This is a genomic window from Mycobacterium sp. IDUB_39 (assembly GCF_055419205.1).
On sequence record NZ_JBVAXF010000001.1, the window covers coordinates 1,040,314 to 1,055,495 of the forward strand.

Annotated in this window: 15 protein-coding genes; 6 read left to right on the forward strand and 9 right to left on the reverse strand. The window is 66.1% G+C overall.

Annotated elements, in window-relative coordinates; genetic code table 11:
- Positions 1-10 precede the first annotated feature (10 nt).
- The gene (locus tag ACZY0X_RS04905) at positions 11-937 is read right to left on the reverse strand and encodes an SDR family NAD(P)-dependent oxidoreductase (protein WP_463768470.1); all 927 of its coding nucleotides are present in this window, start codon (positions 935-937) and stop codon (positions 11-13) included.
- Positions 938-1,227: 290 nt separating this feature from the next.
- On the opposite strand from ACZY0X_RS04905, the gene ACZY0X_RS04910 reads away from it, so the two are divergent.
- From ACZY0X_RS04910 to ACZY0X_RS04920, 3 genes are read left to right on the forward strand one after another with little or no spacing between them, the layout of a single operon-like run.
- Positions 1,228-2,409 carry a cytochrome P450 gene (locus tag ACZY0X_RS04910; protein WP_463768471.1) on the forward strand — a complete coding sequence of 394 codons (1,182 nt, stop codon included), beginning with the start codon at positions 1,228-1,230 and terminating at the stop codon, positions 2,407-2,409.
- A gap of 57 nt (positions 2,410-2,466) precedes the next feature.
- On the forward strand, positions 2,467-2,859 hold the full coding sequence (locus tag ACZY0X_RS04915) for a VOC family protein (protein ID WP_463768472.1): 393 nt from the start codon (positions 2,467-2,469) through the stop codon (positions 2,857-2,859).
- Between the two features lie 42 nt (positions 2,860-2,901).
- The gene (locus tag ACZY0X_RS04920; protein ID WP_463768473.1) at positions 2,902-3,057 is read left to right on the forward strand and encodes a hypothetical protein; all 156 of its coding nucleotides are present in this window, start codon (positions 2,902-2,904) and stop codon (positions 3,055-3,057) included.
- A 17-nt stretch (positions 3,058-3,074) separates the two neighbouring features.
- On the opposite strand, the gene ACZY0X_RS04925 is transcribed toward ACZY0X_RS04920, so the two are convergent.
- Genes ACZY0X_RS04925 through ACZY0X_RS04940 form a run of 4 tightly spaced genes read right to left on the reverse strand, consistent with a single transcriptional unit; the run spans position 3,075 to position 8,060 of the window.
- Complete coding sequence (locus tag ACZY0X_RS04925; protein WP_463768474.1) at positions 3,075-4,418, reverse strand: APC family permease; 1,344 nt, start codon at positions 4,416-4,418, stop codon at positions 3,075-3,077.
- Positions 4,419-4,429: 11 nt separating this feature from the next.
- Positions 4,430-6,055, reverse strand: a complete 1,626-nt coding sequence (locus tag ACZY0X_RS04930) for an amidohydrolase (protein WP_463768475.1) — start codon at positions 6,053-6,055, stop codon at positions 4,430-4,432.
- On the reverse strand, positions 6,052-7,065 hold the full coding sequence (locus ACZY0X_RS04935; protein WP_463768777.1) for an agmatine deiminase family protein: 1,014 nt from the start codon (positions 7,063-7,065) through the stop codon (positions 6,052-6,054). The genes ACZY0X_RS04930 and ACZY0X_RS04935 overlap by 4 nt, the downstream gene beginning before the upstream one ends.
- 11 nt (positions 7,066-7,076) lie before the next feature.
- Positions 7,077-8,060: a nitrilase-related carbon-nitrogen hydrolase gene (locus tag ACZY0X_RS04940; protein ID WP_463768476.1), complete on the reverse strand. Its 984-nt coding sequence runs from the start codon at positions 8,058-8,060 to the stop codon at positions 7,077-7,079.
- 81 nt (positions 8,061-8,141) lie between these two features.
- On the opposite strand from ACZY0X_RS04940, the gene ACZY0X_RS04945 reads away from it, so the two are divergent.
- Entirely contained in the window at positions 8,142-8,771 is a 630-nt protein-coding gene (locus tag ACZY0X_RS04945) for a TetR/AcrR family transcriptional regulator C-terminal domain-containing protein (RefSeq protein WP_463768477.1), read from the forward strand.
- On the opposite strand, the gene ACZY0X_RS04950 is transcribed toward ACZY0X_RS04945, so the two are convergent.
- Positions 8,738-9,652: an acyl-CoA dehydrogenase family protein gene (locus tag ACZY0X_RS04950; protein WP_463768478.1), complete on the reverse strand. Its 915-nt coding sequence runs from the start codon at positions 9,650-9,652 to the stop codon at positions 8,738-8,740. The two genes, ACZY0X_RS04945 and ACZY0X_RS04950, sit on opposite strands and share 34 nt — an antisense overlap.
- Before the next feature lie 60 nt (positions 9,653-9,712).
- Between ACZY0X_RS04950 and ACZY0X_RS04955 the strand changes: the two genes are divergently transcribed.
- Positions 9,713-10,819, forward strand: coding sequence for an acyl-CoA dehydrogenase family protein (locus tag ACZY0X_RS04955; RefSeq protein ID WP_463768480.1), 1,107 nt, complete (start codon positions 9,713-9,715; stop codon positions 10,817-10,819).
- A gap of 8 nt (positions 10,820-10,827) precedes the next feature.
- Here ACZY0X_RS04955 and ACZY0X_RS04960 read toward each other — a convergent pair whose 3' ends face one another.
- Together ACZY0X_RS04960 and ACZY0X_RS04965 are read right to left on the reverse strand one after the other, a co-directional pair.
- The gene (locus ACZY0X_RS04960; RefSeq protein ID WP_463768481.1) at positions 10,828-11,688 is read right to left on the reverse strand and encodes an IclR family transcriptional regulator; all 861 of its coding nucleotides are present in this window, start codon (positions 11,686-11,688) and stop codon (positions 10,828-10,830) included.
- 126 nt (positions 11,689-11,814) lie between these two features.
- Complete coding sequence (locus ACZY0X_RS04965) at positions 11,815-13,353, reverse strand: histidine phosphatase family protein (RefSeq protein ID WP_463768482.1); 1,539 nt, start codon at positions 13,351-13,353, stop codon at positions 11,815-11,817.
- Between the two features lie 156 nt (positions 13,354-13,509).
- On the opposite strand from ACZY0X_RS04965, the gene ACZY0X_RS04970 reads away from it, so the two are divergent.
- Positions 13,510-13,932, forward strand: a complete 423-nt coding sequence (locus ACZY0X_RS04970) for a nitroreductase family deazaflavin-dependent oxidoreductase (protein WP_463768483.1) — start codon at positions 13,510-13,512, stop codon at positions 13,930-13,932.
- Here ACZY0X_RS04970 and ACZY0X_RS04975 read toward each other — a convergent pair whose 3' ends face one another.
- A complete protein-coding gene (locus ACZY0X_RS04975; protein WP_463768484.1) occupies positions 13,933-15,057 on the reverse strand; it encodes a GGDEF domain-containing protein in 1,125 nt (374 codons plus the stop codon).
- Positions 15,058-15,182 lie beyond the last annotated feature (125 nt).

The window sequence follows — 15,182 nt, forward strand, 5'->3', positions numbered from 1 at the left end:
TTACCGGCCGTCACTTTGAGCGCAGCGCACTGAACTTGTCGTCAGTCGAGGGAACCTCGGACCCATCGATGTCGAGCACTGCCTCGATGTTCTCCGCAATGCTCTCCGCCGTGAGCGAGGCCTGACGCAGACCCCTCGCCGCGACGAAGGCCAGTCGCGCTACCCCACCCATCCCGACCTGCAGCACCTCGCCGTTCAGTCGGCACGCCTCATGGGCCAGGTACGCGACAGCCGGGGCACACAACTCGGGCGGCATACTGGCGTTGACCTGCGCGATCCTCTCTTCCGACATCCCGTACAGGGTCGAGAGGTTGTCGCAGTGGTCGGCGGACAAGCGCGTGTAGGCGCGGGGTGCGACGGCATTGACCCGGATTCCCTTGCTCAGACCTTCGGTGGCGAGGTTTCGGGTCAGTCCGTATACGGCGCCCTTGGCCGATGCGTAGCTGGTCAGACCGGATACCCCGCCCAGCATGGCCTCGGAGACGGTGTTGACGATCCGGCCGTACCCAGCCGACCGGAAGTGCGGCCAGGCCGCCCTGATCACGAAGAGCGTTCCGAAGAAGTGCACGTCCAGCATGCTGCGGAACTGGCCGAGCGACAGTGCCTCGAAGTCCGCAGGGTCGTGAATACCCGCATTATTGACCACGATGTCGAGTCGGCCGAATGCGTCGAGTGCCGTGTCGACGATGGACGTCGCCTCCCGCTCGTCGGCCACCGACGTGCAGCACGCGATGGCGTCGCCGCCGAGATCCCTGATCTCCCGCGCCACTTCGTCCGCAGGGAGCGACGACGTACCGTTGCCATCGGGGTCGACGCCGTAGTCTGCGACGACGATGCGCGCACCTTTCTGCGCCAACAACAGGGCGTGGCCGCGGCCGATACCGCGTCCGGCGCCGGTGACAATCGCAACCCTGCCGTCAAAACGTAACTCAGACACGCCTTTTCCCTTCGACACATAGCAGACTGGTTCGCGACCATACTCCCTCTGAGACCTCGAGATTCTGGTGATGCGCGAACACCGCACGGAATACGTTGTGCACCAGTCGGATTTGTGGCTCATTTCGTCAACGTCCTTGACCGGGCATCCGCTGGTCTGCTAAGCAGATGCCCAGCCGCGTCAAATCCCCTCAGGAGATCATCCGTGCCCACATCCAGTCCCGCCGCGTCCGGTTTCACCACCGGCCCGACGCATCGCGCACAGCAAACACACACTCCGGCGGGGTCCCCATGACCGCGCCGACCGAAGCCGAGCTGTACTACGACCCCTACGACATCGACCTCAACATGAACCCCTACCCGGCGTTCGCCCGGTTCCGGGAAGAGGCCCCGCTCTACTACAACGAGCAGCACGACTTCTATGCACTGAGCCGCTACGACGATGTCAACAAGGCGACCATTGACCACGACACGTTCATCTCCGGGCGTGGAGCACTCCTGGAGATCATCAAGTCCGGCATGGAGATCCCGCCAGGGACCCTGATCTTCGAGGATCCGCCGATCCACAACATCCACCGCAATCTGCTGTCGCGGGTGTTCACGCCGCGCAAGGTGCTGGCGCTGGAACCCCAGATCCGGGAGTTCACGACACGCTGCCTGGATCCACTGGTCGGGTCCGATCGATTCGACTTCGTCAACGATCTCGGTGAGCAGATGCCTATGCGCGTCATCGGCATGCTGCTGGGTATCCCCGAAGATCGGCAGCAGCAGATCACCGACCACGGCGAGGAGACCCTCAACAAGGACAAAGTCGACTCGCTGGCCACCGGTGAGGTGTTCGCGGAGTTCGTCGACTGGCGGACCGAGCACCCGTCCGACGACATCATGACCGACCTGCTCAACGCCGAGTTCGAAGACGAGACCGGCACAGTGCGCAAGCTGCGCCGCGACGAGTTGCTGCTGTACTTGACGGTAATCGCGACGGCCGGTTCCGAGACCACCACCCGGATGCTCGGCTGGGCAGGCAAGACCCTGGCCGAAGTTCCGGATCAGCGGCGCGACCTGGTGGCCGACCACAGCCTGATCCCCCAGGCGATCGAGGAGATCCTGCGCTGGGAGCCGCCGGCGCTGCAACTCGCCCGCTATGTCGCCCGCGATGTCGAGTACTACGGCAAAACCGTGCCGGAAGGTTCGGCGATGCTCCTGCTGGTTGGTGCAGCCAACCGCGATCGCCGCCGGTTCGCGCCGGACGGTGACGTCTTCGATATTCACCGGGAGCACCGTTCGCACCTCACTTTCGGCGCGGGCACCCATTTCTGCATGGGCAACGCCTTGGCCCGGCTGGAACTTCGCATCGCGCTGGAGGAGATCCTGAAACGCTTCCCCGAGTGGGAGGTCGATTGGCCCAATGCCGTGCCGTCGGAGACCGCCGCGGTCCGCGGCTGGGCCGCCATGCCCACCTTGCTACCCTGACCCGGAATATCCTGGCGCCATTGAGGACTCGCAGTGCATCGAATATTGCTCAACACGTTGATCATCGACGCCCCGGCGGACGTCCACGAAGAGACAGCTCGATTCTGGGCGGGCGCACTCGATGCTGACGTGTTGCGTCCTAGAGGCGGCCGCGACTACCGCATCCTCGAAGGCGCTTCCGACGATTTCCGAGTAGTGGTTCAGAATGTGCACTCCGACCGGCCGGGAGTGCACATCGACATCCACACCGATGATCTCCCGGCCGAGATCGAAAGGCTGGTGGGGCTCGGCGCGACGGTGGTCGACGATTCGTTCCTCACCCACCCCGGGCAGTGGGTCATCATGGCGGACCCGACAGGCAAGCAGTTCTGCGTGGTCTACGCCCTCAACCCGTTGCGTCCGCAGGCGGACCGCGACGCGTTCGAACGAAAGGCAAAGCCGGTCAACTGATCTTGTTTGTCAGTCACCGCGACGCCGGGGCGTCGTCCGCGCGTGATTCTCCATCGTTGCCAGACCGCTCGGGGTGGGGCTGACCAGGGAGAGGATGCCACCAGCGAGGGCATCATGCTCGCCGGTGAACTCGATGACGCCGACCTATTTCAGACCGCCCTGAGGATGTACACGTCGGTCTTCACGCCGACTCCGTAGGCGAAACCGTCGGCAGGCTATTCCTTGAGGTCCAGCGTGGGTGTCGGGCGGGAGAATCCGCGCGTCACACCCAGCAGCCAGATGAAACCGACTGCCAGCCAGCATAACCCGACGATCAACGTCTCCGACGACAAGCTGGTCCACAACCAGACCGTCAACGCGAAACCGATGAACGGCAACACCAGACTGTTCAAGATCTGGCCACCCGAGCGCTGCCGCAGGTCCACGAAGTAGTGCTTGATCACCGACAGATTGACCACCGAGAATGCCACCAGCGCACCGAAACTTATCAGTGATGCCAACGTCGCCAGGTCGATGACCACAGCCAGCAGCGACACCGCCGACACCACCAGGATCGCGTACACCGGGGTGGCGAATCTGGCTGACAACCGACCGAACACCTGCCGCGGCAGAATCCCGTCGCGACCCATGGCGAAGAGGATGCGGGCCACCGAGGCCTGCGAGGTGATGGCCGACCCGAGCGCGCCGGCAACGTAGGCGGCAGTGAAGAACGTCTTGGCGAAATCCCCGCCGACGGCGGCCATCACGTCCAGCGCACCCGAGTCGACATCGGCGAACTCGTTCGACGGGAACACCACCTGCGACAGGTAGGACAGCCCGATGAAGATCAATCCGGCCACCAGCGTGGCGATCATGATTGCCTGCGGCACCGTCCGTTTCGGGTCCTTCGCCTCCTCAGACAGGGTGGACACCGCGTCGAAGCCCAGGAATGACAGACACAGGATCGCCGCGCCGGCGAACACCGGGGCCAAGCCCGACGTCGTACCGTCACCGCTGAATGGAGCTGCCGGATCCACCGAGCCGCCGCCGAACAACGTCACGCACGAGAGCACCACGAACATCACAATGAAGATGGCCTGGATCGCGATGATGAGGAAGTTGGCGCGGGCCACCGACACGATGCCGATGATGTTGAGCACGGTGACGATGGCGATCGTCACCACGATGATGATCCAGGCCGGGATCGCCGGGAAGGCGGCCTCCAGGTAGATTCCGATGACCAAGTAATTGATCATCGGCAGGAACAGGTAGTCCAGCAGCAGCGACCATCCGGCCAGGAAGCCGATCGGGGCACCGAAGGTCTTCTGCGTGTAGGTATAGGCCGACCCCGCCACCGGGAACGCCCCGGCCATCCGGGCGTAGGACCGGGCGGTGAAAACCATGGCGACCAACGTCACCACATACGCGAACGGCAGTCTCCCACCGGTCACTTCGGTGACGATGCCGTAGGTGGTGAACACCGTGAGCGGCACCATGTAGACCAGGCCGAACAGCACCAGGGACGGGAGACCGAGAACGCGGCGCAGGCGGCCTTCCGTGTCGGGGGAGGTAACGGTCATGGCATCGCCTTTCACTGTTCGGCCGAGTACAGCGGCTGACCCTGCAGATACGTTGTGCGGACCCGCAGCGCCGGAAGGTCCAGCGCGGCAGTCCGAGTGGGATCACCCTCGAGCCAGACCAGGTCGGCACTGGCGCCGGGCACCAGGCGGCCCCAGCCGGATTCGGCGAACGCCTGGTATGCCACACCGGCCGTGTACGAGGACAGCGCCTGCTCGATCGGGATGATCTCCTCGGGTGTCCAGCCACCCTCCGGGGCACCCTCGGCGGTCTGCCGGGACACCGCGACTGCGATTCCGTCCAGCGGCGCGCCCGATGACACCGGCCAGTCCGAGCCGAATGCCACTGTCGCCCCGGAGGATTCCAGTGAACGTATCCGGTACTGCTTGTCGGCGCGTTCGGCACCGAGCCGCGGAATGGTCAGCACCGTCATCAACGCGTCCATCTGAGCCCACAGCGGCTGCACGTTCGGGATGACGCCGAGTTCGGCGAACCGGCCGATGTCGGCGTCGTCGACGAGCTGAGCGTGGGCGATCACCGGGCGCCGGTCACGGGGTCCGTTCCGCCGAACGACGTACTCGATGGCGTCGAGGGCCTGGCGCACCGCGGCGTCGCCGATGGCGTGGATGTGGATCTGGAGGCCGAGGTCATCGACGCGGCGGGCGGCCTCGGCCAGCGAGTCGCCCTCCCACAGCGTCATTCCGTGGCTGTGCAGACCCGAGCAATACGGCGCCAGCAGTGCTCCGGTCTCATTCTCCACCACCCCGTCGGCGAAGAACTTCACGGTGTTCGCCGTCAGAAGGGGTGACTTCGCCGCCTCGACACGATCGTGGGCCGAGGCGAACTGCGTAATCTGAGTGTCGAAATGGCGCGGGTCGGCGTAGAACGCGAGGTTGAAGCGCATCCGCAACGCACCCTGCGCAGCGGCCGCTAGGTAGGTGTCGACATCGGCCGGCTCAACCCAGGCGTCCTGCACCCACGTGACGCCGCGGGCCAGGAAGTAGTCGGCGGCGGCCGATAGCGCCGCGATGCGCACTGACTCGTCACGCGGGGGCATGACGGCGGAAACCAGGTCGGTGGCACCCCATTCCCGCAGCGTGCCGAGCGCCGATCCGTCCGACCGCCGCGGGATCTCGCCCAGCACCGGGTCAGGAGTGTCGTCGGTGATCCCCGCTCGTTGCAGCGCAACGGAATTGACCCAGAAGGTGTGGTAGTCCCACGCCCGCAGCACCACGGGCCGGTCTGGTACGGCAGCATCGAGCCAGCGTGCGTCGAACAGGCCGTCGGGAACCAGGCTGCCGTCGTAGGACGCGCCGACGATCCAGTCCTCGTGAGGATTGGCGGCCGCGAATTCCCCAACTGTCGACACGATTTCGTCCACCGAGGAACATGCCCGCACCGCCGGCCCGGCGGATTCCAGCCCGCCGTAGAGCGGGTGGGCATGGCCGTCACCGAAGGACGGCATCAGAAAACCACCGGCTAGGTCGACCTGCGCATCGCAGGGTTGCGCACGGGCCTGCTCCCCCACGGCGAGCACCACGCCGTCAGCAATCAGCAGCGCATCGGTGGTCTCGGTGCCGGTCCAGATCACGCCGCCGTGAAACAACGTCGCCACGGTCGGGACATTACGCGCGGTCACACGCGCTCCGCGGGGTTTATCGGCGATGGTTGCTGCTGCGTGATGCAGTGGATTCCGCCGCCACGTTCGAACAGCGGCCGGGCGTCGACCGATACCACGGTGCGGCCCGGGTACTGCTCGGCGAGGATCGCCGCGGCATCGGCGTCCCGCGGGTCATCGAAGCTGCAGGCGATCACCCCGCCGTTGACCACCAGGTGGTTGATGTAGCTGTAGTCGACGTATCCGTCGCCGTCGGCGAGGATGGTCGGGGCCGGCATCTCCACAATTTCGAAATCGTACGCACCATCCAGAGCTGAACGAATCTCCTTGCACACCAGGGTGTCCGGGTGTGCGTCGGCGGTTTGGGTGTGCAGTAGCAGCCGCCCGGGAGCGGTGATCGCCGCGACGATGTCGACGTGGCCGCGGGTGCCGAAGCGCTGCGAGTCGCGGGTCAGCCCGCGCGGCAACCAGACCACCTTTGTGGCGCCAATGGTGCGGGCGAGTTCGGCCTCGACATCGGCTCTGGACAGACCGGGGTTGCGGCCGGGGTCCAGTTGGACGGTCTCGGTGACCAGCACGGTACCCTCTCCGTCGACCTGAATACCACCGCCCTCGTTGACAAGTGGCGACGCCACCACTGGCACGCCGGCGAGCTCGGCCACCGTTACGCCTACCTTGGCATCGCGGTCCCAGCGCGCCCAGTCCTGGGCGCCCCAACCGTTGAACACCCAGTCGACCGCGGCCACCGACCCGTCGTCAGCGTGCACGAACGTCGGCCCGATATCCCGCATCCAGGCGTCGTTCAGCGGTGTCTCCACTATCTCGATGTCCTGGGACACATAGCGTTTCGCGGCCCCGATCTCGTCCGGATCGACGAGCATGGTGACCGGCTCGAACTGCGCGATGGCGTGGGCCACCGCCGCCCAGGTGGACCGCGCCTGATGTCGGGCTTCTTCGGTATCTCCGAGCGAGTAGCCCGCACTGGGAAAGGCCATCCACACCCGATCCTGCGGGGCGCCCTCGGCGGGCATGAGGTACCGGGTCACTTGACGACCGCCGTGGCGTCATGGCCTTCGCCGTAGGGCCTGGCCGCGTCCACCGGTGCGTGCAGCGCACCATAACTGTCGGGCCGGCGGGTCAGCAGGAACGGGAACAACTCCAGCCAGTCGCGGCGCTGGTCCAGGTCGAGGTCGGCGACCAGCACGGCCTCCTCGTCGCGCGGCGCCTGCACTAGCACCCGGCCGTACGGGTCGGAGATGAACGACGAACCGTAGAACGACAGCGCGCCCTCGTCGCCGGTGCGGTTAGGCACGACCATGAACAATCCGCTGTTGATGCCGTTGGCGACGATCACCTGCTGCCACAGCGGCTGGGTGTCGAAGGCGGGGAACACCGGCTCGGACCCGATCGCCGTCGGATAGACCACGATCTCGGCGCCGCCCAGCGAGTAGTTGCGGGCCACCTCGGGGAACCATTCGTCCCAGCAGGTCGGCATGCCGATCCGGGCGTCCAGGCCGTCCGGTTTGTACACCGGGTAGGGATCGCCGTCCGCGGGACCGGCCCGGAAGTAGGTGTCCTCGTAATAGCCGGCCGAGATCGGGATGTGCATCTTGCGGGTTCGGGCCACCAGGTCGCCGGCCGGGGACACCAGGATCGCGGTGTTGTAGCCCAGGCCGTCGGCTGCCTGCGCCTTCTCGTACAGCGATGCGTGCACGAAGACCCCGTTGGCCCTGGCCGCCTCGGCCGCGAGCGCGAACGTCGGGCCACCGGTCAGGTCCTCGGCGTGATCCCCCGGGTTCGGCGCGGCTGGAGTGTCCGCCGGATAGCGCAGCAGGGTGATCTCCGGCAGGAACACCGCGCGCGCACCTGCACCGGCGGCCCGGTCGATGCCTTCGCGCAGGACCCTGGCCAGCTCGGCGGCATCGTCGCGCCAGCGGTGCTGCACCAGCCCGACCCGCAGCGGTGGCCGCTCAGACGCGGTCGAGCGGGACAGCGGTTCGGCGGCCGCGGCAGACAACATGAGCATGTCGGTACTCCTAAAACGAATCAATTTCGTTTATTGTGTGATGGAGGACACGCTGTTGTAAAGAGCTTGGGGAGAACTCATATGGGACGCCCATCGGTGCCGATCCTGTCCACGGACAGGATTACTTGCGCGGCAATGGATCTCGTGAATTCCGGCGGCGGGTTCACGATTCCGGAGCTGGCCCGCAAGCTCAACGTCAGCCCGTCGTCGCTGTACAACCACGTTTCCGGACGCGAGCAGATCATCGAACTGCTGCGCGAGAAGGCCATGAGCGATGTCGCGCTGCCCGACAGCGAACCCGACCTGCCCTGGGCCGATGTCGTCGCCGAGGTCATGCGCTGTTACCGGCGCAGCTACGCCCGTTTTCCGCGGCTGATTCCGCTGCTCACGGCTTATCCGGTCAACAGCCACCAAGCCGTCACCATGTACAACCTGCTGGCTGTCACGCTGGCCCGGGCCGGGTTCGGCGCCGACGACACGCTGCGCATCATCACCATGATCGACTGCTTCGTGCTCGGCTCGGCGCTCGACGTGGCCGCCCCGGAGGCCCCCTGGACGTCCGGACCCGACGTGGGGCCTGAGCTCACCGCCGCGCTGGCCACCGGATCCGCCAGAGCCGACCGCGCCGACGACGCCTTCGAGTTCGGTCTCGCCGTGCTGCTGCGGGGGTTGACGCCCTACACCGCCGCAGCCAGTCGGGAACCGGCGTAAACGTCCTTCCACATGCGGGTGGTCGGGTCCGACGCATCCAGCGCGTGTCGGCTGCTCCCCAGGAGCCGATCGGCCGCGTCACACGCTCGGGCAACAGCTTGCCGATGGGCCCACAACGCGGCATCGCCCAGCATGTGCAGGGACGTGGTGACCTGAATTTTGGCGGCATCGATGTCGGACGCCGCCCGGGCCACCTGCGTGGCAGCCTCATTGGTCATCTCGTCACCGCTGTACGAGGCGGCGAGTCGCGCGCGCACCTGGTCGACGTGCTGGCGCCACACGCCATCGGCCGATCCCACGACGGCGGCCGCCGCACCTGCTCCCGCGACCACCGACACCACGTCGCGAGGACTTCTGAAGATGTGTCGATCGTCAACCGGCAAATCGGTGACCGTCACGTCACAGACACCCGCCGCGTTCAGACCCGTCTGGCTGATCACCGGATCGATTCCGACCGCGTCACGCGGCACCAGCACCCGATAGTTCTCTGCGGTCAGCAACAGCCAATCAGCCTGTTCGGCACCGATGACCGACGTCCACCGACCGGTCAGCCTTCGATCGTGAAGACAACCCTCCGCGGCTCGATGGCTGGTGGTGATCAGCGCATGAGGGTCCGAGTTCCACACCTCGTCGGCCACATGCGCCGGCAGATCCGCCACCTCGTGGGCGGCAACGTTGAACACAGAGGCAAGCCAGCCGAGCGATCCGTCGAGTGCTGCGCACTCGAGAACCACCGCGACGAACTCATCGGTGCCCAGCGCAAATCCGCCGTACCGAGCCGGTTGCAGTACCCTACCTACCGCCGAACCATGGAGTGCCCCAATAGATTCAGCTGTCACCGAGTCGAGAATCTCGCGTACCGCGCCATTCGACTCGGCCATAAACGCCTCCTCGGGCCGGCAACGGATGATATGCATGATCGTGACACGGGATAGACAGCTATGACGGAGACTACGTCGCAATCCGTGCTGGCCGCGGTTCGCTCACTACTGCCCTCGATCGCCGCCGCCGCGGCCGATGTCGATCGCCGCGGCGCAGTCGATCCGCAGGTTATCGCGAGCCTGCACGACGCGGGTTACTTCGCTATGCTGCAGCCCAAGCCGTTCGGCGGCCTGGAGGCTGAGCCCGAGGACTACTTGACTGCTACCCGCGAACTGTCGGCAGCCTGCATGTCCACCGGCTGGTTGGCCGGATGGCTCGGGGTGAACAGTTGGGGCCTGTCCGTGCGTGATCAGCGCGCACTACAGGAGATCTGGGGTGCAGACCCCCGGGCTCTGCTGTGTTCGTCCTACGCGCCGACCGGACGACTCGAGCGCACGGACGGTGGTTACTGGCTGTCCGGTCGGTGGAGTCGCTGCACAGGCGCCAACCACGCCTCGTGGATGAGCGCGGCAGCATTGCGCGTCGGACCGGACGGCGCCGCCCAGGACTTCATGGCGGTCCTCGTGCCGCGCACCGACTATGTCGTCGAACCGATCTGGAATGGGCTGGGACTGCGCGGAATCGGTGCCGACGACGTCGTCGTCTCCGGAGCCTTTGTGCCCGAACACCGCACGTTCAGCTGGCTCAACCTGACCCTGGACGCCCACGTACCTGCACTGGACCGACTTCCGCAACCGACGCTGTACACGCTGGCCGGGACCATGCCGCTGCTCGGCGCGGCGCAACGGATGCTGGCCTCGCGGCTGCCTGCAGCATCGACGCCGCTGAGCGCGCTGGCCATGGCCCACACCGACGTCGAACTGTCGCTGCAACAGATCCGGCGCAACGTGGGTGATCTCATGGACTGCGTTCGCGGAGGTGGCTATCCGGACGCCGAGCTGATGCTGCGAACTCGTCGGGACCAGGTGATGGCCTCTGAACGCGCCGTGCGGGCCATCAGCGTGGTCATGCAGAGCCTGGGCCAGGAGGCCGACGAGGTGCTGATGGAACGTGTGTGGCGCGATGTGGCGACGGCCCGCATGCACGTCTCCAGCAATGTTGAGCAGGTGCTGTCAGTGGTGGGCCGGTTCGCGTTCGGCCTCACTGTCGACGATCTCATCTGGTGAGCGTCCGGCTACACCCAGTCGTCGGAGGACAACGTGCGAAGCACCCGGGACAACATGTCGTCGGTGACTGTCACGGAGTCGGTTTGATTGCGCGCCAAGGCGAATTCGGTGCTGCCGATGCGCTCCGATATGCCCCTCGCTGCGCGCGTGAGGAAGGGCGCCATTCGTTGTAGACGGTGGATGGGTACCGCGCCGGTGAGCGAGAGGCCCGCCAACTCGCCGTCCGCCATTGCGATCGGGGCCGCGACGCTGGACAGGCCGACGGCGAGTTCCTGGTCGTCGTATGCGAGTCCGTGGCGGGATCTGATCCGGGCCAGCTCCTGATGCAATGTGGGGAGGTCGGCGATCGTTGCCGGAGTGCACTTGCGAAGCGGGTCACCGACTATCGAGTCCACCTCCTCGGCGGCAAGCAGCGCCAGCATCGCCTTGCCCAACGCGCTGGCGTGCGCCGGTGTGTGCCCGGCGACGCGTGTCGGCACCACGGTGCCACTGCCCCCCGACACCTTGTCGAGGTAGACGACATCGGCCCCGAGTAGCACGCCGAGGTGAACCACGAGCCCGGTGTCGGCCTGGAGCCGGTCGAGCACGCGGGATGCCACGCCACGCAACTGGGAATGGTCCACCATGCGGGTCACCGGCAGGGACGGGGCCGCGAGGCGGTATCCGTCCGCGCGGTGCTGCAGCAGCCCGGACGCATGCAACTGGGTGAGGATGCGATGGACCGACGAGCGGGGCAGCCCGGTGCGGATGACGACCTGGTCCAGTCGGAGCAGCTGACCGGGATCGTCGAACGAATTCATGATCAGTGCGACCCGAGCCACCATCGACGTCGCCGCGTCTGATGCGCTGCCGTTCGCGGACCGCTGCAAGACCGCCTCCAGGTAGATGTCGACTCCACCGAAACGATCTCATCACGCGAGCGGCAACACAATCGGCCCCTTCCATCTGATGGAAGGGGCCGACTGTGCTCACGCGGCTAGCAGCGTGTCGCTACATCACGCGGCGTCGCTCTGGCTGCCGCTATCCGCTCCGCCGGTGGCGTCAGACGTCCCCGCGCCGCCCGAAGTGCCGGTGTTGCCGGCCTTGGCCTTGGCGACGAACTTCTTGGCCGCCTCCTGGAGCTTCTTGACCGAGGTCGCGACCGGGTCGCTGACATCCGTCACGCCGTCCTGCGCACCCTGGACGGGGGTATCGGAGCCGGTTACGGGCACACCCGGTACGACCTTGTTGCCGTTGGTCAGATCGGTCTTGCCGTTGGACACCACATCTTTCGTCTCGACAACCTCAGTCTCGACAACCTCGGTGTTGACGTCCTGCGTCTCGACCTTGGCCGGCGTTGCCTCAGGCTCGGCGACTGCGTTCGACTTCCGAGCGGTGCTCGGTTCGGGGTCCGCCACGACCTTCAGCGACGCCGCGGACTCGGCGGTCGACTTGGCCGTCAGAGCCTCGACTGCTGCCGGCGCGGGTGCGGGAGCCGGTGCGGGGAAGACCCGCTTGATCACCTGGTCCACCTCGTGGATGACTTTGGCGGTCACCGCGCGCTGGAACTTGATCATCGAGAACTTCGCCTCGGCGACGCCCCGGTTGATCGCCGTCGCAATCGTTGCGAAATCCCTCGTGGCGAACGCGGCGGAGATCTTCTGCGCGGTCGCGGCGAGCTGTCGGGTCAGCGTGCGCACCTGAAGCTGCACCTCGTTGCCGAGTGTGGGCTCGGGGGCGAACTCCTTGCCGTTCCAGTTCACCAGGGTCCAACCGTCCTCGTTGTTGCCCTCGATGACGACGTAATCGGTGTTGCCCAACTGAGCCGTCTGCAGCAGCTGGAGCTTCTCCATCACGGTGAGGTTCTTAACGTTCATCATGGTCCAGAACATGATGGTCCCGCCGTGCGCGAAGACGACGGCGTTCCGGTCGCCGTTGTCGTAGATGGTCTGCAGCGCACCGTCGACCCTGGCGTCGAACGAGTACCCGTTCTCGGTGGTGCCGGGCATGAACGTGCCCTTGTTGAACATGTCGACCGGGATCTGGGGGATGACGCCCGGGAACGTCCATCCGATCGGGTACAGGCCGTACCCGCCCTGGGCGTTGGCCTCCGGGGTGCCCTCGAAGACACCGGCCGGGATCTCCTGCAGGCCGTCGAGCACATTGATGGGCAGGCCCAGGTACTGCGACATCGGCGTGGCCGTGAGCTGCGTCCGCACCATTGTCGACGCGTAGATGCCGTCGTAGTTGTTATCGCCCAGCTTGGCGGCGATATCCCGTGCCTGCTGCTGGCCCAGCGCGGTCAGCACCGGACCGGGTGTCGTCGTGTCGATCAGGCCCGAGGCGTTGCCGGCTGACTCGCCGTGCCGCACGAACGTCACCCTCATCAGCTCGGCTGCGGTGGCGGGGATGGCGGCCCCGAAGAGGAGCGCGAACGAGGCCAGGGCGATACCGAAGACTTTCCACACCGCGGATCGACGCCGGCGGGCGACGTCGAGGCCTCTCGATCGAGCCGGCGGACCCGCTGTTGCGTCGGGATGAGAAGGATCGTTCATTGAAGACTTCCTGTTCGTTCGTGCGGACTGTGTGACGGTGGTCTCACAGGGGGTCCGCAGACAAGCCGTAGTCCCGTTCACTGAGACTTGTGTTTGCTGGCGACACCGAATCCAGTGCGCGGAAATAGCGCGGCGCCGCGCGCTGTTGCGGGGTAGATGACTGAGCCAACCGAACTGAGCCCCACCGACTGGGTCCGCGAGCAGACCGAACGCATCCTGGCCCAAGGCACCACCGACGGGGTCGAGGTTCTAGACCGCCCCATCGTCCTATTCACCACGACCGGCGCGAAGTCCGGGAAGAAGCGCTACGTACCCCTTATGCGCGTCGAGGAGAACGGCCGCTACGCCATGGTCGCGTCCAAGGGTGGCGATCCGGCGCATCCGTCCTGGTACCACAACGTGCAGGCCCATCCCTCGGTGACGGTGCAGGACGGCGACAAGGTGGCCACGCTCACCGCCCGTGAACTCGAGGGCGCCGAGCGCGAGCACTGGTGGGAGCTGGCGGTCGCGGCCTATCCGCCATACGCCGACTATCAGGTGAAGACCACGCGGTTGATTCCGGTGTTCGTCCTGGAGTGATCAGCCGGTTTCCCACCCGGGTTCACTGCGGGGCTCCTCGAGGACGGTGAGCGCGGGGTCAATGGCCGTACGCGTCTGATTGCCACCGGCGCGACGCGCTTCGAACATGGCCGTCTGCGCAATGGTGAGGAGTTCCTCCATGACGTCATGGGAGGGCAGGGCGGCCAGCGGAGCCAGTGGCGTACACACCACCCCGACGCTGGCCGTGACACCCGTGTGCGCGCCGGCGACTCCCCCACGAATCCGCTCTGCCAGTGGGTGCGGATCGGCCTGGGTGAACAGATCGGCGACCCAGAACTCGGAATCGCTGGGATGGGCTATGACAGCGCCGCGGCGAGCCGTCTCGCGCAGGGACCGGGCGATCGCCACCCGCACATGGATAGCTCGGGCAGCACCGTGCATATCGGCCAACAGCGCGTGGTTGTCGAGGTTGACGACGACCACGACGAGGCGCCGGTCATCGTTGCGACTGCGGGCACCGATGAGAGTGGCGACCTGCTCGTAGAAGCCGTCGCGAGTGAACAGTCCGGTGACCGTTTCCAGGTCGCCGTGGATGGTGTCGTTGGCGATGAGGCGGATGACCAACCGGCTCGCGAACACGGCAAAACCGTTGACGAGCACGACCAGCAGAGCCGTGGCCAGTGCCACCGACACGTCGTCCTCGGCCAACTGCACCGCCAGGTACACGATGACACCGGCGCCGACGGCCCAGATGAACGCCAGCAGCCTCATCGAATGGAGGAGGGCGACGAGCGACCCGAGCGCCGCGTACGCCGTGGCCCCCAATATCCCCACCAAAGGCGACGACACCATGACGCATGACACCGCGATACACACGGTCCCCACAACCGCGGTTGCCTGTGAGACGCGACGACTCGGCCAACTGGGTCGCAGCCACACCCATGCCATCACGACACAGCAGCCCGCCACGACGACCTGGGCGACGCGGCCACCCACACTGTGCGGCCCCAAGACTCCGAACGACAGAATCACGCTGATCACGCCGAGTCCGAAGATGCTGCCGGCAATCGCCCGACTAGTGCGGCGCTGCAGATCGTGTGACGCCAGGTAGGCGGTTAGCCAGTAGTAGTGATCGCCCCCGCGCCGCCAATCCCGCGCGCCCATCACGCGCCGCTACCTCCAGACATTGGTGAAACAGTACAAGTCAACCGCCGCCTGCCACGGCCGACTGGCCGATGTCCGGCTGTCTCTGGCATTTGTCGTTTCAGAACAACGTGCAGGCGATGCCC

Coding starts and splice junctions, on each gene's coding strand:
- ACZY0X_RS04910 (WP_463768471.1), top strand. CDS start 1,228: ATGACCGCGCCGACCGAAGCCGAGCTGTACTACGACCCCTACGACATC.
- ACZY0X_RS04925 (WP_463768474.1), bottom strand. CDS start 4,418: ATGACCGTTACCTCCCCCGACACGGAAGGCCGCCTGCGCCGCGTTCTC.
- ACZY0X_RS04935 (WP_463768777.1), bottom strand. CDS start 7,065: ATGCCCGCCGAGGGCGCCCCGCAGGATCGGGTGTGGATGGCCTTTCCC.
- ACZY0X_RS04940 (WP_463768476.1), bottom strand. CDS start 8,060: ATGCTCATGTTGTCTGCCGCGGCCGCCGAACCGCTGTCCCGCTCGACC.
- ACZY0X_RS04945 (WP_463768477.1), top strand. CDS start 8,142: ATGGGACGCCCATCGGTGCCGATCCTGTCCACGGACAGGATTACTTGC.
- ACZY0X_RS04950 (WP_463768478.1), bottom strand. CDS start 9,652: ATGGCCGAGTCGAATGGCGCGGTACGCGAGATTCTCGACTCGGTGACA.
- ACZY0X_RS04955 (WP_463768480.1), top strand. CDS start 9,713: ATGACGGAGACTACGTCGCAATCCGTGCTGGCCGCGGTTCGCTCACTA.
- ACZY0X_RS04965 (WP_463768482.1), bottom strand. CDS start 13,353: ATGAACGATCCTTCTCATCCCGACGCAACAGCGGGTCCGCCGGCTCGA.
- ACZY0X_RS04970 (WP_463768483.1), top strand. CDS start 13,510: ATGACTGAGCCAACCGAACTGAGCCCCACCGACTGGGTCCGCGAGCAG.
- ACZY0X_RS04975 (WP_463768484.1), bottom strand. CDS start 15,057: ATGGGCGCGCGGGATTGGCGGCGCGGGGGCGATCACTACTACTGGCTA.